General features: G+C 57.2%; 20 protein-coding genes. 8 read left to right on the forward strand and 12 right to left on the reverse strand.

Annotation, left to right across the window (positions count from 1 at the left end):
* Positions 1-116 precede the first annotated feature (116 nt).
* Positions 117-2252 (forward strand): TonB-dependent receptor domain-containing protein, encoded by a 2136-nt coding sequence (locus F3J24_RS01145; protein ID WP_167002013.1) that lies wholly within the window; start codon positions 117-119, stop codon positions 2250-2252.
* Between the two features lie 56 nt (positions 2253-2308).
* On the opposite strand, the gene F3J24_RS01150 is transcribed toward F3J24_RS01145, so the two are convergent.
* Together F3J24_RS01150 and pdxH are read right to left on the reverse strand one after the other, a co-directional pair.
* On the reverse strand, positions 2309-3394 hold the full coding sequence (locus F3J24_RS01150) for a site-specific integrase (protein WP_167002015.1): 1086 nt from the start codon (positions 3392-3394) through the stop codon (positions 2309-2311).
* Between the two features lie 144 nt (positions 3395-3538).
* A complete protein-coding gene (pdxH, locus tag F3J24_RS01155) occupies positions 3539-4186 on the reverse strand; it encodes a pyridoxamine 5'-phosphate oxidase (RefSeq protein WP_167002016.1) in 648 nt (215 codons plus the stop codon).
* 34 nt (positions 4187-4220) lie between these two features.
* Here pdxH and F3J24_RS01160 point away from each other — a divergent pair, with 34 nt between their 5' ends.
* Entirely contained in the window at positions 4221-4835 is a 615-nt protein-coding gene (locus F3J24_RS01160; protein ID WP_167002018.1) for an NTP transferase domain-containing protein, read from the forward strand.
* A 142-nt stretch (positions 4836-4977) separates the two neighbouring features.
* Here F3J24_RS01160 and F3J24_RS01165 read toward each other — a convergent pair whose 3' ends face one another.
* Entirely contained in the window at positions 4978-5589 is a 612-nt protein-coding gene (locus F3J24_RS01165) for a superoxide dismutase family protein (protein ID WP_167002020.1), read from the reverse strand.
* Between the two features lie 102 nt (positions 5590-5691).
* Complete coding sequence (locus F3J24_RS01170; protein WP_167002022.1) at positions 5692-6321, reverse strand: gamma-glutamylcyclotransferase; 630 nt, start codon at positions 6319-6321, stop codon at positions 5692-5694.
* Positions 6322-6622: 301 nt separating this feature from the next.
* Here F3J24_RS01170 and F3J24_RS01175 point away from each other — a divergent pair, with 301 nt between their 5' ends.
* Positions 6623-7147 carry an OmpA family protein gene (locus F3J24_RS01175; RefSeq protein ID WP_043003138.1) on the forward strand — a complete coding sequence of 175 codons (525 nt, stop codon included), beginning with the start codon at positions 6623-6625 and terminating at the stop codon, positions 7145-7147.
* 78 nt (positions 7148-7225) lie between these two features.
* On the opposite strand, the gene F3J24_RS01180 is transcribed toward F3J24_RS01175, so the two are convergent.
* On the reverse strand, positions 7226-7753 hold the full coding sequence (locus tag F3J24_RS01180) for a nuclear transport factor 2 family protein (RefSeq protein ID WP_167002024.1): 528 nt from the start codon (positions 7751-7753) through the stop codon (positions 7226-7228).
* Between the two features lie 146 nt (positions 7754-7899).
* Positions 7900-8316, reverse strand: a complete 417-nt coding sequence (gloA, locus tag F3J24_RS01185) for a lactoylglutathione lyase (protein ID WP_003070839.1) — start codon at positions 8314-8316, stop codon at positions 7900-7902.
* A gap of 829 nt (positions 8317-9145) precedes the next feature.
* Here gloA and F3J24_RS01190 point away from each other — a divergent pair.
* From F3J24_RS01190 to F3J24_RS01200, 3 genes are all read left to right on the forward strand, one after another.
* On the forward strand, positions 9146-10282 hold the full coding sequence (locus F3J24_RS01190) for a DUF4238 domain-containing protein (protein WP_167002026.1): 1137 nt from the start codon (positions 9146-9148) through the stop codon (positions 10280-10282).
* A 1133-nt stretch (positions 10283-11415) separates the two neighbouring features.
* Positions 11416-11769, forward strand: a complete 354-nt coding sequence (locus tag F3J24_RS24880; RefSeq protein ID WP_240154197.1) for a LysE family translocator — start codon at positions 11416-11418, stop codon at positions 11767-11769.
* A 386-nt stretch (positions 11770-12155) separates the two neighbouring features.
* Positions 12156-12464, forward strand: a complete 309-nt coding sequence (locus tag F3J24_RS01200) for an antibiotic biosynthesis monooxygenase (RefSeq protein ID WP_167002028.1) — start codon at positions 12156-12158, stop codon at positions 12462-12464.
* Between the two features lie 102 nt (positions 12465-12566).
* Here the strand turns inward: F3J24_RS01200 and F3J24_RS01205 are convergent, their stop codons facing one another.
* The 4 genes from F3J24_RS01205 to F3J24_RS01220 form a co-directional block, all read right to left on the reverse strand.
* Positions 12567-14684 carry an alpha/beta hydrolase domain-containing protein gene (locus F3J24_RS01205; RefSeq protein WP_167002030.1) on the reverse strand — a complete coding sequence of 706 codons (2118 nt, stop codon included), beginning with the start codon at positions 14682-14684 and terminating at the stop codon, positions 12567-12569.
* A 137-nt stretch (positions 14685-14821) separates the two neighbouring features.
* Complete coding sequence (locus F3J24_RS01210; RefSeq protein WP_167002031.1) at positions 14822-15793, reverse strand: tripartite tricarboxylate transporter substrate binding protein; 972 nt, start codon at positions 15791-15793, stop codon at positions 14822-14824.
* Positions 15794-15824: 31 nt separating this feature from the next.
* The gene (locus F3J24_RS01215; protein WP_167002032.1) at positions 15825-16187 is read right to left on the reverse strand and encodes a hypothetical protein; all 363 of its coding nucleotides are present in this window, start codon (positions 16185-16187) and stop codon (positions 15825-15827) included.
* Positions 16188-16190: 3 nt separating this feature from the next.
* Positions 16191-17570, reverse strand: coding sequence for an acyclic terpene utilization AtuA family protein (locus F3J24_RS01220; RefSeq protein ID WP_167002033.1), 1380 nt, complete (start codon positions 17568-17570; stop codon positions 16191-16193).
* Between the two features lie 80 nt (positions 17571-17650).
* Between F3J24_RS01220 and F3J24_RS01225 the strand changes: the two genes are divergently transcribed.
* Together F3J24_RS01225 and F3J24_RS01230 are read left to right on the forward strand one after the other, a co-directional pair.
* On the forward strand, positions 17651-18541 hold the full coding sequence (locus F3J24_RS01225) for a LysR family transcriptional regulator (protein WP_167002035.1): 891 nt from the start codon (positions 17651-17653) through the stop codon (positions 18539-18541).
* Positions 18542-18881: 340 nt separating this feature from the next.
* The gene (locus F3J24_RS01230) at positions 18882-20450 is read left to right on the forward strand and encodes an argininosuccinate lyase (RefSeq protein WP_167002037.1); all 1569 of its coding nucleotides are present in this window, start codon (positions 18882-18884) and stop codon (positions 20448-20450) included.
* A 160-nt stretch (positions 20451-20610) separates the two neighbouring features.
* Here the strand turns inward: F3J24_RS01230 and aspD are convergent, their stop codons facing one another.
* Together aspD and aspT are read right to left on the reverse strand one after the other, a co-directional pair.
* A complete protein-coding gene (gene aspD, locus F3J24_RS01235) occupies positions 20611-22212 on the reverse strand; it encodes an aspartate 4-decarboxylase (protein ID WP_167002039.1) in 1602 nt (533 codons plus the stop codon).
* A 43-nt stretch (positions 22213-22255) separates the two neighbouring features.
* On the reverse strand, positions 22256-23941 hold the full coding sequence (aspT, locus tag F3J24_RS01240) for an aspartate-alanine antiporter (RefSeq protein WP_167002041.1): 1686 nt from the start codon (positions 23939-23941) through the stop codon (positions 22256-22258).
* Between the last annotated feature and the right edge of the window lie 286 nt (positions 23942-24227).

Here is a 24227-nt window from a genome sequence, read left to right on the forward strand (position 1 = left end):
TTCAGAATTGATAGCTGCAAGCGCTTTATACATAAGCAATTTAGGCTGTTTTTATTGAATATCCGTGCGTACTTTCTTTGATCGTCTGCGTGCGCACGGTTGTTTGTGGAACTGAGATGTCTCAACGTTTTTCGAATTCTTCTGCCCATTCCTTGCGCCGCTCCCCCAAGTCGGCTCTGGCTCGCGCCATCGAGGCGCTGCAGCCGGCAAGGCGTGGACTGGCCCTGGGCACAGGCCTGGGCCTGCTGGCCTGTTCATCCCTGGCCCTAGCGCAGTCCGATGCGGCCAAGCAGGAGTCCAGCCTGGCTGAGGTGACCGTGTCGGCGACCGGCATGGCCGCCGGCGATATGGCCACGCCCGTCCAGGTGCTCGGCGAAGAGGAACTGCGCCTGCGCCGCGCTGCAACCCTGGGCGAGACCCTGGCCGCCGAGCCCGGCATCAATGCCAGCCATTTCGGCGCGGGAGCCAGCCGGCCCGTGATTCGCGGCATGGATGGTGCGCGGGTCTCCGTGCTCAGCGATGGCTCGGAGTTGCTCGACGCATCGACCGTCAGCCCCGACCATGCGGTGACCACCGAGCCTTTGCTGGCCAGGCAGATCGAAGTGCTGCGCGGCCCTTCGGCCTTGCTTTACAGCCCTGGTGCCATGGGTGGCGTGGTGAATGTGCTGGACGGCAAGATTCCGACCCAGGCGCCCGAGAAGGGCCTGGAAGGTTCGGCCGAGGTGCAGGCCGGCACAGCTGCAGGCATGTCGGCAGGCGCGTTCTCCCTGACCACAGCCACACCGCTGAAGAACGATAACGGCCAGCTGGTGCTGCATGCCGAGGGCGTGGCGCGCAACGCGGGAGACTATCGCGTGGGCAGCGGCTGGGGCCAGAGCAAGGTTCCAGGCAGCTTCAGCCGCGGCAACACGGGCAGCGTGGGTCTGTCCTGGGTAGGCAATCAGGGCTATCTGGGCCTGGCCTACACGCGGCAGCAGGCCAAATACGGCTTGCCCGGCCATCAGCACAGCTTCGAAGGCTGCCATGCACATGGTGATCACCTGCACTGCGGCTCCCATGACGGGCATGACCACGACCATGATCATGAGGAAAGCGGCAGCGTGCCCGTGGTCGACCTGACCAGCGAGCGCTGGGATCTGCGTGGCGAATGGCGCAAGCCCACCGCGGGTATTGCCGCGCTGCGTCTGCGCGGCGGCCTGACCAATTACCGCCACGACGAGATCGAGGATGGCAGCGTGGCCACCCAGTTCAGAAACAAGGCCCATGACCTGCGTTTGGAGATGGAGCATGAGCCCATCGCCGGCTGGCGTGGCACGCTGGGTCTGCAAACCCTCAAGCGCCGCTTCAGTGCCACGGGCGAGGAGGCCTATGTGCAGCCCACGGATACCCAGCGCCACAGCCTCTATCTGCTGGAAGAATACCGCTGGCAGGATTGGAGTTTTCAGGGAGCCTTGCGCCACGACCGTCAGCGCGTGGAAGCCGAACTGAGCAACGAACGTCGCAGCCACAGCGCCACTTCGGCGTCGTTGGGTACGGTCTGGAAGTTCCAGCCCGGCTATAGCGCATCGGCCTCGTTCACCAGCGGCAGTCGCATGCCCACGGCCGAAGAGCTGTTTGCGAACGGTCTGCACATGGCCACGGCAACCTACGAGATCGGCAATCCCAATCTGTCGCGCGAGCGCTCGCAGGCGCTGGACCTGGGTCTGGCCAAGACGACCGGTGATACGACCTGGAAGCTCAACGCCTATCACTACCGTATCAAGGGCTATATCTACGGCGCCACGCTGGATGCCCACGAAGGGCTGCAACTGCTGCAATACACCCAGGGCAATGCGCGCTTTACGGGCTGGGAGGCCCAGCTGAGCCAGCGCCTGAGTCGTGAGTTGAGCCTGAGTGTGTTTGGCGACGGCGTGCGTGCGCGTCTGGAAGACGGCTCTGCGCTGCCACGCATTCCCGCATTGCGCGCGGGTCTGCGTGCGAACGTGCGTCTGGCCGGCTGGGACACCATGGCTGAATGGACGCAGGTGCTGCGCCAGAACCGCACGGCCCAGTACGAAACCCAGACGCCGGGCTACGGCATGCTGAACCTGGGCGCAAGCTACCTCTGGAAGAGTGGCGGCAACCAGTGGCAGTTCTATGTCAAGGGCCAGAACCTTACCAATCGTCTTGCCTACGCTGCAACCTCGTTCATCAAGAGTGCTGCGCCGTTGACGGGTCGTAATCTGGTAGTCGGTCTGAGAATGGACTTCTGATCCGGCTCTTGGTGAGCCAAGCCGCATCCGGGCCGGGTTTAGGCCTGGGCCGGATGTTATGGCGATAGATAGTGCTGCAGATGGCGCAGGGAACGGGTGCTGTCCACACCTATTCTGGTAATCACTTCCGATTCAGGTACGCCGGCGCGCAGCCATTGCACGATGGCCGTGTTGCGCAGTACCTGTGGCCCTACGCGCTGCAGCGGAAATTTCTGGCTGTCCTCGGGCTGGGCCTGATGGGCGCGCTGAATGATCTGCGAGGCAACATGGAACAGCATGCGTACCGATAGTTCGCCGCCACGGCGCGAATAGAAGACGATATGGTTGCCATCAATCACCGACGGTCCGCGCTGTGCGGCGCTGAATCTTCTCCAGCTTTGCAAGGCCTGGGCCACAGAGTCGGGCAGCTCAAGCAGCCGTTGCTGAGCATTTCTGCCGCCTTCTATCTGCAGGTAGCGGGGCAGGGGCGACTCACCGTTTGCAATGCTTTCCGAGCTGCCAACCCAGACCTGATCGGCACTTGAAAGCAGGTTCTTCCACAGCAGGCAGCGCACTTCCTCGGGGGCCAGAGCCATCTCGTAGAGCAGCAGCACAATAGCGCGGTCGCGTGAGTCCTGGTAGTCGTCTGCGCTGGGGAAATGTCTTGGCAGCGATTGCCAGAGCAGGGGAGGCAGACAATGGCCCTTGCCGTCTTCGGAGGGCGGACGCTCGGCCGGCTCAAGACCGGTTGCGGGGTTGGCACTGATCCAGCCATGCTGTATCGCATGCTCATAGATGCGCTCCAGCAGCCGCCAGTAGCGGCGGCGGGTGACAGGACTGATCTTGCGCTCGGGGTGGTGATGCGCGCGTTGTCCGTCGCGTATCTGCAGGAAGCTCTGCACATCCAGCTCTGTGGCCTGATGCCAGGACTTTGAAGATCGCGGCCTGCGGGCAGGGCGCTTTTTGTCGGTGATAGCGGTCTGTCCGGACAGATGCATCAACCAAGCCTGCCATACCTTTTCATAGTTGCCGTCAGGAGAGGTGTCCAGCGCGTCCCAGCTCTTGCTGCCCTCATGCTCGAGCCAGTCGCGAAACAGCTGGCTTCCGGTTGGCAGAGTGGAGGGATCTGGAGGCTGCTGATCCGGAATGTTTCTGTCTTGCATATGATGAGTTTAATGTAACTTACATGAATTATTTATCACTACCGACAAAAAATATATTCACCTAACCACAAGCCTAAAGTAATCAGCGAAGAGGGCGCTTTCTGTCGCAGCGCCCTCACATTTTCTTGACAGACCCATCAAAACTCAGGGCGCCAGTCGTTCACGAATCCACTGCTGATCCTCCTGGCGGTAGCTCAGGCGGTCATGCAGCCGGCTCTTGCGTCCCTGCCAGAATTCCCAGCGCTCGGGCACCAGACGGAAGCCGCCCCAATGAGGAGGCCGGGGAGGATTGAGCAAAAACTGTGCGCTGTACTTGGCGGCATTGGCAACCAGCACACTGCGGCCGCTGATGACCTGGCTTTGCGGGCTCGCCCAGGCACCAATCCTGGAGTCCAGCGGGCGGCTGGAAAAGTAGGCATCGCTTTCCTCGGCGCTGACCTTTTCCACACGGCCTTCGATGCGCACCACACGCTCGAGCTCCACCCAGTGAAATTGCAGGGCCGCGAATGGATTGCCTGCCAGTTGCCGACCCTTGCGGCTCTCGTAATTGGTGTACCAGACAATGCCGCGTTCGTCATAGCCCTTGATCAGCACGATGCGCGTGCTGGGCCGCAGGTCTTCGCTCACGGTTGCCACGGTCATGGCGTTGGGTTCGGGGACCTGGGCACTGACAGCCTCCTGCAGCCATTGATCGAACTGCTGCAGGGGATTGGGGTCGGAAGCGGATTCGCTCAACTCTGCGCGTTCATAGCTTTTGCGCAGATCGGCAATGGATGAAGATAGGCTGCTCATGCGCGTATTGTGCCCCGCTGTCAAAGCTGGCGTTATGCTCGGCGGCAATATGAATCAAGAAGTTTTGCGCGCTCCCTCAATAGATCCAGGTCAGCCTTGTGTGCTGGTTCTCGCTGCGGGCAGAGGCGATCGATTTCTCGCATCAGGCGGTTCCAGCCACAAGCTTCAAGCCATGCTGGGCCTGCAAACCGTTCTGAAAAACACTCTGGCTGCAGTGCAGGCCTCCGGTCTGCCTTGGCATCTGGAATGCGGGCCGCACCCTGGCATGGGCGACAGCATTGCAGCGGGCGTCAAGGCAACGGCCGGCGCCAATGGCTGGCTGATCCTGCCTGCAGATTTGCCCTTGATTCAAGCCAGCACGCTGAAACAACTGGCTTTGCAGCTGGCACAGCTGGAGAGACGTGAGCTGCGTGTGATTCAACCTTTTTACAAGGGCCAGAAGGGCCATCCTGTGGCTTTCAGCCGTGCAGCTGCTCAGGAACTTGTCGAGCTGAGTGGCGATCTGGGCGCAGCCTCCATCGTGCGCAACGCGGCGGAGTATCAGCGTCTGCGGCGTTGGGACTGCGATGACATCGGCTGTGTGCTTGATGTGGACACCGTACAGGCCTTGGAAGAGGCGCGCAGGATCTGGCAAGAGCGCAATTCTTGATTGTCAAAAGCCCCTGAGGCAGGGCCTGACTCGGTAGCCTTTGAATTTACCGAGCTCGTCTATCCGTCAAAGCCCGGTTCCGGCTGCCTGACCTTGTCCTTCAAATGCACGCTCGTTACTCATTCTCTAGGCGATGGCTGGCTTAGGCTCCGCGCTCGATCACGGCACAAGCCAGGCGCGCGCCGGAATTGCCAGTCGGCTGAGTCGTGTAGTCATCTGGATCGTTGTGCACGATCAGCGATCGGCCCAGAATACCGTTGCTGCCTCTGTCCAGCTTGAGTTCCTTGCTCACAAAATCGACAGCTGCCACGCCTTGGGCATCAGCATCCAGGCTGGGCAAATCGCCGATGTGGTGGGCTTTGCTGTCGCCGAATTTGCCATGTGCATGCTGTCCCGGGTTGAAGTGGCCGCCGGCGCTCAAGCCATCTCCGCTGGAGCAGTCGCCTTTTTCATGGACGTGAAAGCCGTGCTCGGTATTCGGCGCCAGCCCTTCAACGCGGCCTTTTACTCGCACGCTGCCGTCAGGCTGTGGGAAGAACTGCACCGTGCCCGTTACCTGGCTGCCCTTGGTGGCGTCCAGGCGTGCAATCGACTGTACGCCTTTCCCTTGACTTGCCGCTGGAGCTGCTTCAGAAGAAGAGGGCGCTGCCGTGTTGCTGGTCGTGGAGCAGGCTGTCATGGCCAGGCCTGCGACAAGCGTCAGACCTGCCCAGACAGGGCGCGAAAAGAGGGAGGCAACACGGTTGGGGGACATGGCAATCTTTCCGAATTCAAAAGGGCATTGTGCCCCGGATCGTCAGAATTTCAAGTATTTTTGCCCTGTAGCCCAATACAGCAAAGCGCTGGTAGCTATGTTTCAAATAGCAGCAAAAGACGAGCAACCGCTTTGTTGGAAATCTGCATAGGCCAACAGGCGCTTGAGTGCCTTGTCGTCGATGCCCAGTCGTTGCAGCTCCTCAAAAGTGGCCTGTGCATAGTCCAGCGTTGTGCCATATATGCCCTGAGCCTCAGAGAAGATGCGCCTGTATTCATCTGGCGCCAGCTCACCGGTGTGGTGCGGGCTTTGGCGCGAGAGCGTGAATGCCAGGGCCTTCACTGCACCATGCGGCGTGCGGCAAGGCAGCCAGCGCGGATCATAGACGGCATTGGGCATCTCACGTAACCAGAGCTTGCGCATCACGGTATCGCCTTGGTTGCGCGGAATACGGAAGGCCATGCCCTGGCAGCTGCCGCCAGAGAGCATGCCAAACACCAGGCCCGGCACCTGGGGCGTGCCACGATTGATGGTGCTCCACATTTTGAGAGCACGGTGCCAACCATGCACATGGGCCGAGCGACGTTCGCTGAAGTCGAATTCGGGACGCCAGATCAGGGAGCCATAGCCAAAAATCCACAAATCCTCGTCGCCTCCCCACTGCGCCAGAGCCCGCTCCAGCATCTGGTCAGCATCGCGCATGGAATGGTTCAACAAGGGCAGGGCGGACATGGAAACTCCTCAAACCGGATTCAGGACTGAATTGACTTTGATATATAACGCGCTAGCGCGCCGTCGGTGCACCTGCACATGCGCGAAGGCGTAAAAGCAACGCTTTCCCGCAGTGAAACGTCCGAGATTTGAATCTTTTTTGCGATTGCAGCCGCAGCCGCCGTTAGGGCGTTTCACGGCAAGCCTCTAGAATGCGTGGTTTTGTCGCTTTGCCAGCCGGATGCTTGGAATCGGGCCGCAAAGCGTCACGAATACAGCTTTCGTACTTTCATAATCACCCGCAAATACGGAGATTTCATTCATGTCCTTCAACAGCTCTGACGACGATAGCCAACAACGCTTTGCCCTGGGTTTTCTGTTTGCCCTGATTGCTCTGGTTGTCTCCACCGTCGTCGGCACCGTCGTCTACAAGCGCGGTATTTCCCATGCACCCAAGACTGAAGCCGCAGTGTCCGCACCCAGCGCGACCAACGTGCCTGTGGTGGTGATTGAAGAAACTGCCCGCGTGATCGTGGAAAACGGCGTGGTCAAGTTCTACTTTGTCTCAGGTAAGGCTGAGGTGGCCGCTGGCGCCAACGAAGCGCTGAGCGACGTGGTCAAGGGTGTGGCCGAAGGCAAGCGCGCCGTGATCTCCGGTTTCCATGATGCAACCGGCAGTGCTGAAATCAATGCCGAGCTGGCCAAGCAACGTGCCCAGGCTGTCCAGGCCGCTTTGATGGCACTGGGCGTGGCTGAAGACAAGGTTGAGCTGAAGAAACCAGAGCAAACTCAGGCCGATGGCTCCAACGCCGAAGCTCGCCGCGTGGAAGTGATTCTGGCCGACTGATTCAGCCCGACACTCTGACCCAGAGCCCGATACGGCATCCGCTGTATCGGGCTTTTTTGCTGGTCGCAACTGGTTCATTCAGCTGTTTTCAATGAACCCGGCTGCCGGAGGCTGGCCCAGAGCGAGGACTCGTTCAATACCGCCAGCATCGACCTGGCGCATAACAAACGATCTTCGCGCAAAGCGCATGGAACGGATCTGCCAGCACCCGTTGATGCGTTCGTACTCATCGCTGTACTGGCCGCAGAGATTGACGATGGTGCGTTCCTTGACATTGATCTGGCAAAAATCCAGATCCCACAAGCCTTTGGCACTATCAGCGCCTGTAAAGCGGATCTCAGGATTGTGACCGTGATGCATATCCTGAATGGAAGGATTGGCAACCGCCAGTCTGCTGAAGGTTGCAACCCATTCTTCACGATCCGAAAAAGGCGGAAAGCCGTCGGCTTCGATGACTGCGCCATGCTTCACAAAGCACTCACGCATGGCGTTCGGCTGCTTTTGATCGCAAGCCCGCAAGTATCGAGCCTTCAACGTTGTTATTGACTGGATATCTTCAATATGCTGCAAACGCTGCTGAAGTTGGGCCAGAATCGCATCACTCATTGCCTGTCTCCGGATTTGTGTTGAGCACGGAGTCTTGAATAGCGGCCAATAACTGAAAACCCCTGTTTGGACGATAAGTGGTTCGCTCAGGCATGAAAAAAGCGGCAACTAGGTGCCGCTCGTTCCAGGAATCCGGAGAAGAAAAATCAACGCAAACCGGTGCCGGTGCCCAGATCGTCCTTGCGTTGGATTAGCTCAATTTTGTAGCCGTCAGGGTCCGTCACAAAGGCAATCACAGTGCTGCCACCTTTGACGGGACCTGCTTCACGGGTCACATTGCCGCCAGCAGCCTTGATCTTCTCGCAGGCGGCATAGGCATCGGGCACGCCCAGAGCAATATGGCCGTAAGCCGTGCCCATGTCGTAGCTCTCGGTGCCCCAGTTGTAGGTCAACTCGATCTCCGCCTGACCGGGGTTGCCGCCTTCGAAGCCGAGAAAAGCCAACGAGTACTTGTACTCGGTGTTCTCGGACGTGCGCAGCAGTTGCATGCCGATGACGTTGGTATAGAAATCAATAGAGCGCTGGAGATTGCCAACGCGCAGCATCGTGTGGAGGAATCGCATGGTCACCATTCTGCCAGCAGGTTCTGAGTTCTATATGAATAGGGGCAGATACAGCGTGCTCCCCATTGCCCGTTAGACCAGAGCCTGCGGTCAATGGCTCCGTGAGACACCCGCAGCAGATCAAGCTTGGGCTGCTCTTCCTTTGGAAACTTGACGAAGCACGCGCGCGAGTCTGAGCGTCTTTCCCTACTGGGGATTGCAGGGACTGCCGAGTATTCAACTAGGCCCCGCGCCTCATGGGCTTGGTGATGAAGCTGCGAATCTCTCGACCGAGGCGCGTTGCGGGGCGCGATGTGTTCCAGACAGGATGGCCAAAGGGCTGCACCAGTTGCAGTGCCATTGCCTCTGCATACTTCCGGAAATTTGCTGCCATTGCCATGATGTGCCGCCTTTCTGGTGTACCGGGCCCCTAGATTCGGAGCCGGCCGTTATCTGTCTGCCGCCCGTTTCACTGTCCCTTGCTTGCACCGTTCCCTGAGTTCTTCTCCGAGCCTTTAGTGGTATCAGGGTGGCTTTTCGGAATGGGGAAGCATTATGAATACCCCCGGAGAAAGGAAAAGGCCGCAGGCCGCTCCTGATTTAGCGTGGCCGAAGAGGCGAAACTCTGGGGAATGGTGCTGGACACCATGTGTCACGGGTAGCCGACACCGTGCGGCGAGCCAATAGAGCACCGAAGAGTGCTCATTCTCCGGACCCATGGGCGATATTTTTGATGAGCTAACCCGTAATGATCAATTTTTCAAGAAGGAACTTTAAGTTGGAGTTCAGGAGTCTCGAGCACATGACGATATGAAGGTGGATGGGCGAGAATCATTAAAAAGGAGAACGGATGCAAACCTCTCAAAGTAGTCATCGACACCATTACATTCCCGTTTGGTATCAGAAAGGCTTTCTCGCTCCTGGAAAGACGTCCTTCAAGATCCTTGACATGCGTCCTGATAAGTTCAAGGATGGGAGTGGAAGAGTTCGTGGAACAGGGCCTAGTATCCTAAGCAAAGGGGCTGACGCGTTTTTTTGGAAGTCTGACCTTTACTCCATACCTCGTCTAGGGAAAATGGACGATGTTATAGAACGGATGCTTTTTGGAGCAATTGACACTCAAGGTAAACGTGCTATTAGGGCTTGGTTGAGTGAAGATCATAAAGTTATCCATGACACCTATTTGCATGTCTACGAGTTCATGGACGCTCTTCGTTTAAGGACTCCAAAAGGGCTACGCTTCATCGAATCATTGGCTAGGAAGAAGCAGACCCAGTTGGATTTAATGCTGGCAATGCAAGAGCTGCGAAGAATGCACTGTCTGATGTGGACAGAGGGATTTCTTGAAATCGCCAAGGCTCCTGAAGGTTCAAGTGGATTCATATTTTCGGATCACCCTGTCATTATGTTCAATAGGCATGTGTTTCCCGGTGATCCAAAGCTTCCTGTTGGACACGATCCACATTTGCACTGGCAAGGAACCCAGACATTATTTCCTTTCGATAAAGAGCACTTGTACATAATTACACATAATGAATACGCACGTAGTCCAGGTCCAGGAAAAGCACGAAAGGAGCGGATGAATAGTAGATACTTCGACCTCGGCAATCAAGTTGTACGTTACGACGACTGCTTACGCTCGCGTACATTGACAGAGCTACAGGTTAAAGAAGTTAACTTCATCATAAAGTCGCAAGCCGATCGTTACGTTGCGGGGAGGATGGAGGATGACCTTTATCCCGAGCGTCACTTGAGGACAACCATGTGGAATAAGTTGAGAGGCTTCTTGCTACCGCCGGCAAATAAGGTAATTAGGCAGACGGGCTACACTATGGTCCAGTTTGATGATGGTAGATGTCATTTCCAAGATCAGTTCGGAAGGCGCCCTAAATCAAAGGAAGAATTCGATAGAGAATTCATAAAGACAAAGAAATTGAAAGAGCATTTTGAAGGTCTCATCAATAGGCATTTTTTAGATAACCTTTGAATCCTTAATTTCATTTAAATTAAGCGATTAATTAGTAAGGGGAGGGGAATATGGGGCACTACGATCCTGGGAATTGGCAACGCGAAAATCCTTTCAAAAGTGGCCACAAGGAAATGAGCTTTTTTACAAAGCTCGCTCTTACGGTTGTCGTGCTTTTGGTTAGCGTGCTCGCGTACAGGTATCAGTCTGAAATCGTGCGTTTCTTAGTGAGGCCGCCTGAGGCAGTTCCTCAACGACCTGAGGCGCGGCAACCACGAGAACCGGCAGTTGTCGCACCTAGGGTCTTGACGCCCGATAAGCCGCGTTCGGAATCAACGGGCCAGATTTATCGCTGTGGTAATACCTACAGCAACACGCCATGTGACGGTGGCAAGCAGCTCGCGCAGCAAAACAGTCGGCCGGTAGACAGGTCTGAGACAAAGGAAATTTACCTCTGTAAAGACTTTCAAGATCGTCTGACCTGGGAGAGCGTGCCGTGCTCAGCAAACGGACGTTTTATGGATCGAATTGCACGCGTTCCTGCCCATGTGCCTTGGGAGGAGCAGGTGGCAATTGCCAGGCAGCAGAGAGACAAAGCCCATGCTATAGCTGCTGAACAGGTCGTTCCTGTGGCTTCAAGGTCAACGTCTTCGACTCCTGCAGAGTGCCAAGCCCTTGAGCAGCGCATTCGCGTTCTTGATGCCGAGTGCCGTGTAAATGCGTGCAGCACGCAAAGGCTGGATTGGGTTCGGTTTGAGCGTAAAGCCGCAAGGGATCGGCAATTCCGCATCGGCTGCTAGACAATTTGGAAAACCGGTAGGTTGGCTGGCCCGGTGTTCGACCTGGCTAACTCGGCTTCAAGAAGCGCGATTTGATCCATAAGCCTTTTTGCTTCGGCGCTCCTGCGCTTGTGCTTGGGCGAAGTATGTGGAAGTACGCAGGTTTGAGATTGACTCGATGTACTGGATCAAACGTAATTTAACATAATATACATCGTGTGATGAATAATATTGAACTGAGAAGTCCAAGCTGCTTTGTATAAATAAACGACAATCCAGTCTCCAGAAATTCCGTGCCAGCTCATCACTCGTTGGCGCTCTGGCGACCGTGAACCGCGCCATCGTGGTTGCGGTGAGAACTAAAGTGTCTGAGACATGGTCGACTTTTCATTGCTAATTGCCTTTGTAGTCACTGCATCCATCCTGACGATCACGCCGGGAGTTGATACCGCCATTGTGTTGCGTGCCACGGCAATGGATGGCCGCAAGCAGGCTGCCATGGCGGCATTGGGCATCGCCTTGGGTTGTCTTGCATGGGGCACAGCCGCAGCATTTGGGTTGGGTGTACTGCTACATGCATCCGAAGCTGCATATGCCGTGGTCAAGTGGATTGGTGCGACATACCTCGTTTGGGTGGGAATCAAGCTGCTGGCTGGGCCTGAAGCCGCCTCCGATGGAAACAACCCCGACTCAGGGTCTCATCATCACGGGGCCAGTGCATTCTGGTGAGGCCTGTTGGCCAATCTGCTAAATCCCAAGGCCGGCATCTTCTATGTAACGTTTCTGCCGCAGTTCATTTCTTCGAATGCAAACGTCGCTGCATACTCGTTCTTGCTGGCATATTGCCATGTGGCGTTGACCCTTCTCTGATTTGCGGCACTGATTGCAGCAACCGTTCCGCTGAGTGCATTTTTGCGCAGCCCAAGTGCCGTCAAGACTCTGGACAGAGTGATGGGTTGCGTCTTCGTAGGCTTCGGCTTGAGGCTTGCGACCTCATCATCTAAGCGAGATGGAGCTCTCCAGGACCATCTTTCGTGGCAGTGGCCCCTGATGAGGGTTGAATCTGGGATTGACTTGGCGCCGAGTTCCGGCGTCTTACCAACAGGAGAAAACTGATGATTGTTGAGATTGCAGACTTCAAGGTGGAGCCAGCCAAGCACAAGGATTTTGGAAGCGCCATTCGTCGGGCTGCAGACGCAGTGCTGAGCAAGGCCACTGGCTATCTCGGCCACACAGTCCTTGCCAGCATCGAGACCGCGGGCCGATATGTGCTGACCGTGCAGTGGGAAACTTTGGACGATCACACGATTGGATTCCGCCAGTCCGCCGCTTTTGCCGAGTGGCGCGCCATCATCGGTCCTTATTTTGTGGAGCCACCGCATGTCGAGCACTTCACCGTCGAAGACAGCCGGGTTGCCAAGTAACGGGAATGGCTCAGATTTACCTCAACTGAGCCCTAACAGCCATGGATCTCCACTCACGGAGCAACTGGTGCTCAAGCACCAGTTGCCAACATCCGCCCTTCTTCAATCGAAGATTGCCGAGTTCCTTGCTTTCTCGATGATGAGTTCCGCATCACGCTGGAGCAAAAGCCGCTTTTCAACCAGGCTTCGTGCGGCTGCTGAGACCGCTTGCACATACCCGTCCTGGTCGACATACAGCTCTTCGAGAGAGACACGTGTATCACCTGCCGCAATTCTCTGAGCTCTAGTCTTGTGGAACGGTATGTAACTACCCGTCAGATTAGACAAATCAACGATCTTGTCGCTCGCCACATAGTTGAACTCAACACTTGTGCCGAGCGGCGCAAGTGCTTCTACCGAGTGAATGCCGGCAATCGTGAGACCGGTTCGAGGGTCGACCTGAGGTACCAGTATTGGATACTGCCGACCCGTTTGACGGGGTGGCAAGATGCTTGCAATGCCTGACTCATCTTCAGGCCGGTATTGCGGCCCGAACTCCAGCAATTCGTAATTGTTGTAGCGGGCCAGGTAGTTGAAAGCAGGTATGGCAGAAAGGCCTGTGCCGGATTTCCACTGGACTCCCTGCATTGTGGGGAACTGAACTGACCCGGGCTTGACCAATGTGCCGTCGGCCAACAAAGGGGTTTGGCTTGCCGGAGGCTCCGTGCCTTGGGTCACCCAGTCTTCCAAGGCGAGGAAGAGAGCTCGGAATGTGTCATTGAAATGCACAACCGTTCCGGCAGGATAGACATTACGACCTGGTGCATAGTTGATGCTGGATTCGCCACCTGCCCCGCCGTGTTGCGTGCTGGAGTAGTAGTAGATGCGAGCGTTGTCCGGTTGCGTAATGTCCCTGCTTCCTTGCGTATTGGTGAGTACAGGCGAACCCTGCAACTGCCAGAACTCCGTACCTGACAGTCCCAGAAAAAACTTGGGACAGGTATTGGACTCGCTGCAGCGGCGCATGACCCCGCCTTCACGGCCACTGATGTCATCGACATAGCTCTTGTCAAGGCCGCGAGGTGCGGTCTGGCCGAACGCGGTATGGTCGGTACGCAGCCCTCCTCCTCCTCCCGGAACGGCAAAACGCGTGTTGACATTGGTTTGACGAGCCGCGACATGCGCATACATCCCGTCAAATACGCGTGAACCGTCAGTTGCCTGGTTGAAGCCCAGATGCAGGAAGGTCTTCATGGCATTTCCCGACTGTGACGTACCTTGGCCAAGCGTGTATTTGATGCGCCCCGCCAGCGGATTGGGGCTGCCGTTGCTGTCCTTCTCTGTCGAGCGGAAGAAATGAACAGCATCACGCAATGCCGCAAGCCCGACTCCCATGACCTTGGGATCCTTGGCAACATAGACCAGTTCATACAGATACAGAGGATCGAAGCCATCCTTCAGGCAGACTTTGCCTGCATCTGCAATGCCTGGAAACGGTGCGCTTAAAGTGCAGTCCGCAAACTTCCAATCAGATGTGGGAATCAGCTCTCGCTTGTCCGTTTCGTTGATGCGCCGAGTTAACGAATAGCCAGGGGCGGTATTGTCCAGGCTGGCTGGAGCGTATGGAAGCATGGTTCCGTTGAAGACACCGCCAGGCAGGCCCATCGTTGACGTGGCGGTACTTGGAACCAGCTCGGTGCGATACGTGCCGGTGATGCTGCTGCCATCTGTATTGATTGCCACCGGCACTTTTGCCGTCAAACGCTCGGCAGACGATTTGGGTACATCGCCCTGCCAAGCCGCATACAACATCACGTAGCCCCGCTCCATGTAGACAGCGTCACTTGGTGTGCTGCTGGGATTGGGCATGGTCAGGATGTTGCCTCGATTCGGCGCGTCGTAGCGGAGCACGCCACTGGCTTTGGACATGTTCTTGGGCTTGAGAAGCACGAAGTCCGTTGAATACTCCACCATTCCCCTGGCGTTGACCGGAGCAAGCTCCAAGTCCTGAATGATGCGGTTTCTGGCATCCTTCGGGTCGAGTTCCCCAGAAATCGTTCCGCTGACCTTTTCGTAGGCTCCAACGCTGCCATAGGTTCCAGGAAAATCCTGAGTGGACGTAATCTGGATCGCCAGCCTGGGCTTGGCAGATTCATTGGCGGACTTGCCGCTGTCGTCGCCTCCGCATCCCGTGGCGATTGCCGCTGCCATGGCGGCTATTGTTAGCTTGAACGCATGCATGTTTGTCTCCTTGTTTTTATCGATGAGCCTGGTTTCAGAACGGCGCAGCTATCCCTTGGCATCTGGCGGCCAATTTGAAGATGGACTGGATTGCGTGTGAGCGGCCCGGATGTTGGGCCGCTGTGCTGTTGTCTGCCTTATTCAGGCGTGATGCCTGCCGCCTTGATGACCTGTCCCCACTTGGTCGTTTCTGCGGCCTGGAACTGTGCCAGCTCCGAGGCAGAGGTGGTCCAGGCTTCGGAGCCGGACATATTGAAGAAGGACTTGGCTGCAGCGCTGTTCACCGCCTTGGTCAGCAGTTGATTGAGTCTGGACGCGACAGGTGCTGGTGTATTGGCAGGCGTGTAGGCTGCGAACCAGTAGCCCATGTCATAGCCTTTGACACCGGCTTCCGCGATGGTCGGAACATCAGGCATCTGCGCGCTGCGCTTTTGGGTGGAGTAACCCAGCGGGCGCAGTTTGCCGGCCTTGATTTGAGGAACACCTGTCGAGACGTCGGTAATCATCAGGTTTATCTGCCCCCCGAGGAGATCCGTGAGGGCGAGCGGATTGCTCTTGTAGGGAACGTGAAGGATGTCGACTCCAGCGAGTTGCTTCAGCATTTCGCCAGCGACACGGCTTGAAGAGCTGCCGCTGCCAAAACTCAGCTTGCCGGGATTGGCTTTGGCATAGCCCAGCAGATCGCCTACGGACTGATAAGGCGAAGTCGCTGGAACGACCAGGACCTGTCCGCCTTTGCCCAGACCTGTGATGGGGGTGAAATCCTTGACAGGGTCGTACGACAGCTTTTTGTACAAATGCTCGTTGGCAGCATGCGTCGTATTGGTCGTGATGAGCACGGTGTAGCCATCAGGCGCGGCCTTGGCCACTGCTTGAGCCGCAATCATGCCGCTGGCACCGCCTTTGTTTTCCACCACGACCGGCTGCTTGGTTTGCTCGGAAACGGCTTGTCCCAAGGCACGCGCAAGCTGGTCGGTGGCACTGCCGGCGGCAAACGGAACAACAAAGGTAATAGGCTTGTTTGGAAATTCGCCCTGTGCAAAGGCCAAGGGGCTGAGCGCCAGGCTTGCACCGCATGCAAGAACGGTGCGTCGTGTCAGAAATTTCATGGTTTGTCTCCTAGTGGTTGTTGTAGAAAATTCAGGCGCTCGGACCGACGAGCAGTGGCTCGAGATGGCATGGAACCACGACGGGCATTTCAAGCACCCTGAAGCACAGCGTTTTTCCATGGCTGTCCAGGTTCAGCGAGTCGTTGACCCCCCCATCCAGCACGTTGTCGAGCACCAGATTCATGGCGTGGAGCTTGGGTAGCAGGTATCGCCGGACATGGCTTGGCTTGCGGTCTGCAAAAAGGTGCATCACGACTTGTTCCGTGACTTGTTCGCACACCACCTCCCACAGATCCGGATGCCATGCAATGACACTGATATTGGAGCGGTTGCCTTTGTCACCCGTGCGTCCATGCGCAACTCGGTAAAGGGGAACGGTAAGGGTTGAGTTCATGGCTTACTCCTGATGCGGCTTGGTCCAGTGGAAGCCAGTCGTAATCTGTTGCTGAGGTACCAGGCACGACACCATTCCCAGGCGCTGGCGCATATGGGTGCGAACGCCCCCTCCCCCCGCCGGACCGCAGCAGTACAAGGCGTTTATCTCGCGCGGCAGACGCGCGGCTACCGCATGGTCGGCATGCTGCCAGGCCATGCGAAGCCGGACATCCCGGGATTCGCCGGCAATGCCTTCGTCGATCAGCCAGTCGCTGCTGTCGTTTCCCCAGACGCTGGTTACGCCGATCAGGTCGGTTCTGAGGGGTGCAATATTCGCCAGGCGCCTGGATATGGTCTGGGCCGCCAGACGCGCGCGCGCTTGCGCTCTCGGGCCCGCGTAGGAGATCTCTCCCTCGGCAAACCACCCTGACTCAAAGCAGACATTGACTTTGAGCATCTCCGGCCTCGGATGACCAATGACACCTTCCAGGCGCACCCGGTCAGGCCCAACCGAAATCACTTCGGCCTGAGTGATGTCGGCAACAACGTCTGGCGTGAGGTAGCAGGCAGGGTCATGGATTTCGTAGAGCAGTTGCTCCTTGACCGTGGCTGCGGTGATGCAGCCCCCGGTAAGAGATGGCTTGAAGATGGTGCTGTTGCCCGCGCTGTCGATTTCGGCAATGGGATATCCCAGGCGCTCCATGCCGGGTACATCTTTGTACCCCGGGTCTGCGAAATAGCCGCCAGAGACCTGGGTTCCACATTCCAGCAAATGCCCGGTCATCGTGGCTCGTGCCAGGCGATTCCAGTCATCCCAGGCCCAGCCGAAGTGGGCCATGGCAGGTCCCACTACAAGCGAGGGGTCGGAGACGCGGCCGCACACCACGATGTCTGCACCTGCCAGCAGTGCCTCGGCAATGGGGCGTGCACCTATATAGGCATTGGCGCTCACCAGTTGCTGGTCTGGCATGTCCGAGCCCAGAGCTTTTTCGAGCAGCTGGTAGTGCGCGGGTCCGCTGAGGTCATCCCCGTGAACAACCGCTATTTGGGGTAGGCGCGTTCCGAGCTCCTTGGCCAATGCAGCAATGGCCCGGGCTGCACCTTGTGGGTTGGCCGCACCAAAGTTGCTGACGATTCGAATTCCATGCGCCAGGCAGTCGGCGAGCACGGGCCGGAGAAACTCCACCATGAGTGGCTCATAGCCTGCATCGGGATTCTGACGACGAGCAAGCTGTGCCAGCGCCAGAGTGCGCTCGGCCAGCGTTTCAAAGATCAGAAAGGCAGGTTTGCCTTGTCGAACCAGCTCCTGCACGACGGGCTGCGCCGCATCAATTCGATCACCGGAAAAGCCTGCAGCACATCCGATGAGCAATGACGTCGTTTCGTTTTGCACTCTTGTCATGAAACCTCCTGTTGCCCACTATAGAAAAACCGCTATAAGCTGTGAAATCGATAATTGAGATTAATTAATCCGCATTTCAAATGAATCTATCGTCGCGCGATGTGCAGGCATTCCTGGTACTGGCCAAGCAAAAGAACTTCACCCAGGCCGCCAGCATGTGCCACCTGTCACAACCGGCTTTCAGCGCACTCATTCGCACCGTGGAGCAAACGGTAGGTCTCAAACTTTTCGACCGCAGCACAAGACACGTAGTGCTTACCCGTGAAGGCGAACGATTCCTGCAGTCTGCAGAGCGCCTCGCCGCAGAATTCGCTGCCTGTGAGAGAGCGATGCGTGATACAGCACAACTGGCTCAGGGGCACGTATCAGTTGCATTGCTGCCATCTCTTGCCGCAGGCTGGCTTCCTGAAGTGCTGAAGGTATACACGGCGCGGCATCCGGGAGTCCAGCTGGGTGTGTTGGACGTGCTGTCCGAGCCATGTATCGCTGCCGTTGCCAACGGAGACGCGGATTTTGCGCTGGCCGCCATACGCGTGGATACACCCGACCTCAAGGCCGAGCCGTTTTGCAGTGACGGCTTCTATATGGTGTGCCCTGGCGACCATCCACTGGCGGACAAGGTCGAGCTGTCCCTGGAGGATCTGACACCCTGGCCGTTCATCCACCTGGCACGCCACAGCAGTGTTCGCCAGTATCTGGATGCCGCTTTTTTTCCTCGAAAGATGCAGACTTTCGTTGAGGTTGAGCAATTGGCCACCGTGATGGGACTGGTGCAAGCCGGACTCGGCATCACCGTAGCTCCCGCGCTGAGCCTGTTTCACTTCGACAAGCCCGGATTGGTGGCGCGGCACCTGCTGCTGCCGGGTATGGACCGGCAGATCTATATGGTTCGAAAGCGAGAGCGCAGCCTTTCATTGGTAGCTGAAGCGCTCTATCAATTGATGCAGCAGATGCGTCCTGCAAACGCTTGACCTGGCTGATTGCGATATGCACCTTGCCGATGCTGCCCCATCAGCCACAAGACAGAGCCGGCACAAGCTTCGCTGCGCAAAACACATATCTCGCCTGGGACAGCCGGTGGCAGACCGCGACACTCTAATAGCGCCAATCGGCATACAAAGTGAGCAGGAGCGGCGCCCTCCTCCACTCCAAGATTTTTTGCGTCTAGTTCAGCCATATGGCAATTTCGCGTCGTGAAGACATGCATCATTCGCCATCAGCTAGTTCCCAGCCATCTGCCATTACAGAGTTATCGAGTCGGCAATACAAGACATCCAGCCTTGATCACCCCCTAAAGCCCAGGAGACATACATGAAATACAGAACCAACAGCAAGCGCAGTGCCGTCTTGTCAAAACTGCCCCACGGCCTTGCCGGTGGGGCGCTGCGCAAGCTCCTGGTTGCCACGTTTGCACTGACATCGCTGGCCAATTGCGCGTTTGCGCAGGAGTCGAAGCGCGACGCCTTCTTCTGGCTGGGACAAATCAACAAGGCATCGGCAGTCATCAACACCGATGAGGGCTTGCTCGACAAGTCCATGGCTCCCAAAATTGCACGAGGTCTCCAGAGCGTCTTGAACGCAGGCGACGCTCCCAATGGCAAACGGCCAGGTTTGGTCATCACTTTCGAGCCCCTGCTCATTGATGCAGCAGGCGTGGAAGCCACTCTTCTGCATGCCGGGCGCTCAAGCCAGGATATGTTGGCTACGGTGCGCTCAGCCATACAGCGGGACGATATGCTGCGCCTGAACAAACAGCTGGCGCAGACCCGTGCTCATCTGCTGCGGCTGGCCCAGGCCTATGCCGGCACAGTCGTTCCGAATTACACCAACGGGGTGGCTGCTCAGCCTAATAGCTATGGGCACTACCTTCTGGGACACCTTGCCGGTTTTGACCGGGACGCCCAGCGCCTGCACGAAGCTTTTGCACGCATCGACCAGTCAGCAATGGGCACTACGGTTCTCAACGGCACCAGCTGGCCCTTGAATAGGGAGCGCATGGCTAGATACCTTGGCTATCCAGTCACAGTCGACAACGCCTACGATGCCGCACAAATCCTGGCTGCCGAGATGCCGGTGGAGATCGGTGCGGTTGCGTCAAGCATTTCCCTGCACGTCGGAGCTTTTGTCGAGGACGTCATGGTGCAGTACGCACAGCCCAGACCCTGGATTCTGCTCCGGGAAGGCGGAGGCAACACCTATGTCTCCAGTGCCATGCCTCAGAAGCGCAATCCAGGATTGCTCAACGACACCCGCGCCAACGCTTCATGCGTGCTGGCCCTGGGTGTGGGGCGCCTCATCAGCCAGCACAATATTCCACCGGGGATGAGCGATAACAAGTCGTCCCATGACTCCTCCGCGCTGATTGCAGCGACGATTTCCACTCTTCAGGGGTTTGACAAGGTGCTCAGCGGCCTGGTGATCAATCCTGAACGTGCGCTTGAAGAATTGAATCTTGACTGGACGGCCTCCCAGGAGGTGGCGGATGTTCTGATGCGCAAGTACAAATTGCCCTTCCGCGTGGGTCACCACTTTGCCTCGGAGGTCGTTAGCTTTGCCAAGGAACGCAACATCACCCCTCGCGACTTCCCCTACGCCGATGCCCAGCGCATCTATGCCGCGACGCTGAAACACGAGATGTCCATCGAGAACGGCAGCCTACCGATGTCGGAGGACGAATTCCGGGCAGCGCTGGACCCTGTGGCCATCGTGAAGAATCGTGTGACTGCTGGCGGCCCACAGCCTGCGGAGATGAACCGCATGATTGAGCGCTCCAGACAAATGCTTGCCCAGGAGGAGCAATGGGCGGCAGAGCGAAACAAACGCATCGAGACGGCCATCAAGGATCTCGATCGCGACTTCGCACGCCTGACGGCTCAGTGAAGAGGAAAACCAGAAAAGAGGCCCGAAGCCTCTTTTCAAATGCATGGCGGCCGGGCAGGCTTTTTGCGAGTGACGGTGCCGCAAAGCCTTGATGCACCGCACCGCAGCCTGAATGTGGCCAAGAGGATCACTCATGGCCATTCAGGCAAGCCCTTCACCGTCAGCGCTTTTTGCCTTGCTCGGTGTATTGCGCGTACAGTTCGTCAGCCATTTTGCGCAGCGCACGACCTATGGCCGCGTACTCATACTCGTTGAGATTGGCCAAGGAGGCGCGTCCCGATGGACGGTCCGATCCAAAGCCGCGTCCCGGCAGGAGCACGATTCCGGTTTCATCGGCAATCCGGAACAGCATGTCGCCAGTCGAGGACTGCTTGACCGCCCATTGCGAGAATGCTTCGCCATAAAGCTTGGAGGTCACGTCCTGCAGGTCGATCAAGGTGTAGTAATCGACCGCATTTTCGTCTCTTTGCGGAGGCGTGCCCAACTCACGATACAGCGTTGCTTCACGACGTCGTATCAGTTGCTTGAGCGTGTGCTTGTACTGGTCGCTCTCGTCCATGAGCGCAAACAGCGAGAACAAGGTCATCTGAACCTGCTGGGGCGTGGACAGACCGGCCGTGTGGTTCAAGGCAACCGCGCGGCTGTCGGCAACCAGGCGATCGATGAACTTCAATGAACGCACATCGGGCAGCAGTGAACGATAGCGATGATCGAGCTCTGTTTTCTCGGACTCAGGCAGCTTGCCCAATGCCAGGTCGAAGATGTTTTCCTTGTGGGCAGCCACCACACCCAGACGCCAGCCGGTGGCACCAAAGTATTTGGAGAACGAATAGACCAACAAAGTGTTGGCCGGGCAAATTGCAAAGAGCGACTGAAAGCCATCGGCAAACGTGCCATAAACGTCATCGGTGAGGATCATCAGATCCGGTCGATGTTCGGCCACGATCTTGCGCACACGCTCCAGGCTGCGCTCGTCCATCTTTACCGATGGCGGATTGCTGGGGTTCACGCAGAAGAAGATCTTGATGGCTGGATCCTTGAGCTTGTCCAGCTCGGAATCCGGATATTGCCAGTTGAGGGCCGGGTCGGCATTGATGGCCACCTCCTCCAGCGCATACTGGGCCAGCTCCGGAATTTCTATATACGGTGTGAAAACCGGCATGCCGATGGCCACCTTGTCACCGGCCTTGAGCAGGCCGTTGACCTTCATGCTCTCGAAGATATAGGCCATGGCGGCCGTGCCGCCCTCGACGGCAAACAATTCCACGGATTCGCCCGGCATGGAATCGCCGGCCATTTCGCGGATGATGTACTGGCGCACGATTTTCTCGCTGATTTTCAGCATGCGCGGTGGCACCGGGTAATTGCAGCCCAGAATGCCGTCGACCATTTCATGGAGAAACTCGGCGGGATCCAGACCCAGCTGATCGCGCACATAGCTCAGGGATTTACCGAGAAAGCGCACGCCTTCCTGATCGCGGTTTTCGGCAATATAACGCTCGAAGCGCCCTTCTATACCCTCGATCTTTGCCAGGCCCCCAACGCCCACCGTGGTCATATAAGAATACGAAAGCTCCGACTCGGCAGCAGCGAACAAGCCCAGACGGAAAAATGCTCTTCTCGGTGTGGTTGCCAGAAAATTGGGATTGCCCCGCCCCGCATTGAGCATGAGACGGTTTCCGTCGCCCGAGGCGATCTTGATCAACTCATCCTTGAGCTCGAACGGGCTCAAGTTCGCCAGACTCTGATAATCCTTGCTCATATCGCAACTCCTTCCATTCGTCCTAGTGAATCAGTTCAGGGTTTCACGCAAAGGCGATGACCAGCGGACCCAACAACGTCAGGAACACGTTGGCCAAGGCATAAGTGATTGCAAACGGGGTGGTGGGGATTGAATTGCCGGCCTTGTCCAGAACTTCGCCAAATGCGGGGTTGGCACTGCGTGCGCCGGACAGTGAGCCTGCGAACACGGCCACGTTGTCGTAACGCAGCACATACTTGCCGAACAAAATGGCAATCAGCAGCGGAATGATCGTGACCAGAACGCCCAGCATGAACAGCGTCAAGCCTTGCTCCATGACCGTGCTGACCGCCTGCTGGCCGGACTGCAGGCCCACCATGGCCACAAAACCGGCCAGCCCCAGATCGCGCAGCAATGTCGAGGCGCTTGTCGGCATATTGCCCATGGTGTGCTTGCGGCTACGCCACCAACCAAACAGTAGGCCCGAGAGCAAGGCACCGCCACCGCTGCCCAAGGTGATGGGAATGGCGCCTATGCGCAGCACCAGCAGACCGATCAGCAGGCCGACGACAATGCCGAAGCCGTGGAACACCCAGTCGGTCTTGTCGCTGGGAACAATGATGGGGCCGGCGGCCTGGGCAGCCTTCTGAACATCCTGAGGTGTGCCGAACAAGGTGACCACATCGCCGGGCATCACCATGGTCTGCGCAGTGATGGGAACCGGCGATCCCGCGCGAATCAAGCCCTCGGCATAGACACCGTGCTTGAGGTCCTGAGACAGGCTGTCCAGAATGTCCTTGACGCTGCGGTTCAGATACTGGGCATTGGAAATGGCCACATCGCGACGCACCATCACCACGTCCATGCCCTGGGCTCCGGGCAGTTCATCGCCTACTGTCTGGCCCAGAGACACCACGGCGGGGCGGCGTCCGACCAGCAAAACAATGTCGCCGGCCTCAAGGACCAGGCTGGGGTCCACGCCGACCAGGGCGTTCTTTCGCTGAATGCGCTCCACCGTCACCCTGCCCTGGGTCCCCCCGGCTTCAAGATCGGCCACGGTTTTGCCTGATTGGGCAACGCGGAAAATACGGCCCACCAGATCGGGGGCCGCTGGCGATTCACCCACGCCATAGACCCGAACGCCTTTGAGCTGCTCCTGCTCGGCCTGAACCGCGTCGTCCCGGATATTGCGTCCGGTAATCCATGGCAGGACATTAACGCACATGATGATGGCCCCGAAGGAGCCGAATATATAGGTGACCGCATAGCCGATGGCAACGTTGGCCTGCATGCGCTGCACCTCCTCACCTGAGAGCCCGAGTTTCTCAATCGCAGAACCAGCCGTTCCAATGATTGCCGACTGCGTCAGCCCACCGGCCGCAAGACCTGCAGCCAGTCCTTTGTCCAGACCGAATACCCTGGCAATCACCACCACCGTGATCAAACCGGACAAGGCGACCACGACGGCCATCATGATTTCCTTGACCGAATGGCGCCCCAGAGAATTGAAGAATTGCGGACCGCTTTCAAAGCCTACGGCATATATGAACAATGCGAAAAGGACAGCCTTGATGCCTGAATCTATCTGAATGCCGATCTGGCTGATCAAGACCGCTGCCAATAAGGAGCCTGCCACACCCCCCAGCTGGAATGATCCAAAGCGAAACTTTCCGACCCAGTATCCCAGGGCCAGAGACGCAAAAAGAGCCGCCTCCGGTGATTGGTGAAAAATGCTTTTGAGTAAATCCATGGCCACCTCTACTTCCGGATAAAAGGATCAAGCAACAGAAAGTCCGTCCAGGCACCAATACCAGGACCTGGAAATGCTTGAACTCAGGAGAAAGCGGTTTGCTACTAGGAAGCGTGCATCGAGATCGCCCATCTCAAAACTGATGTCGCATCCATTGGCGGGTTGGTTCTTGTCTTCTTCTATTTCCCACCACTATTAAAGACAAAAGCGTACCGAAATGTAGGACGTTACCGATTAATTATTTCAGGATAGTCATGGCTGGGCCGCTATGGCTCGGCGTGCGCAG

Origin of the sequence: Comamonas sp. Tr-654 (genome assembly GCF_011752915.1) — a bacterium.
Lineage (GTDB): Bacteria > Pseudomonadota > Gammaproteobacteria > Burkholderiales > Burkholderiaceae_C > Comamonas.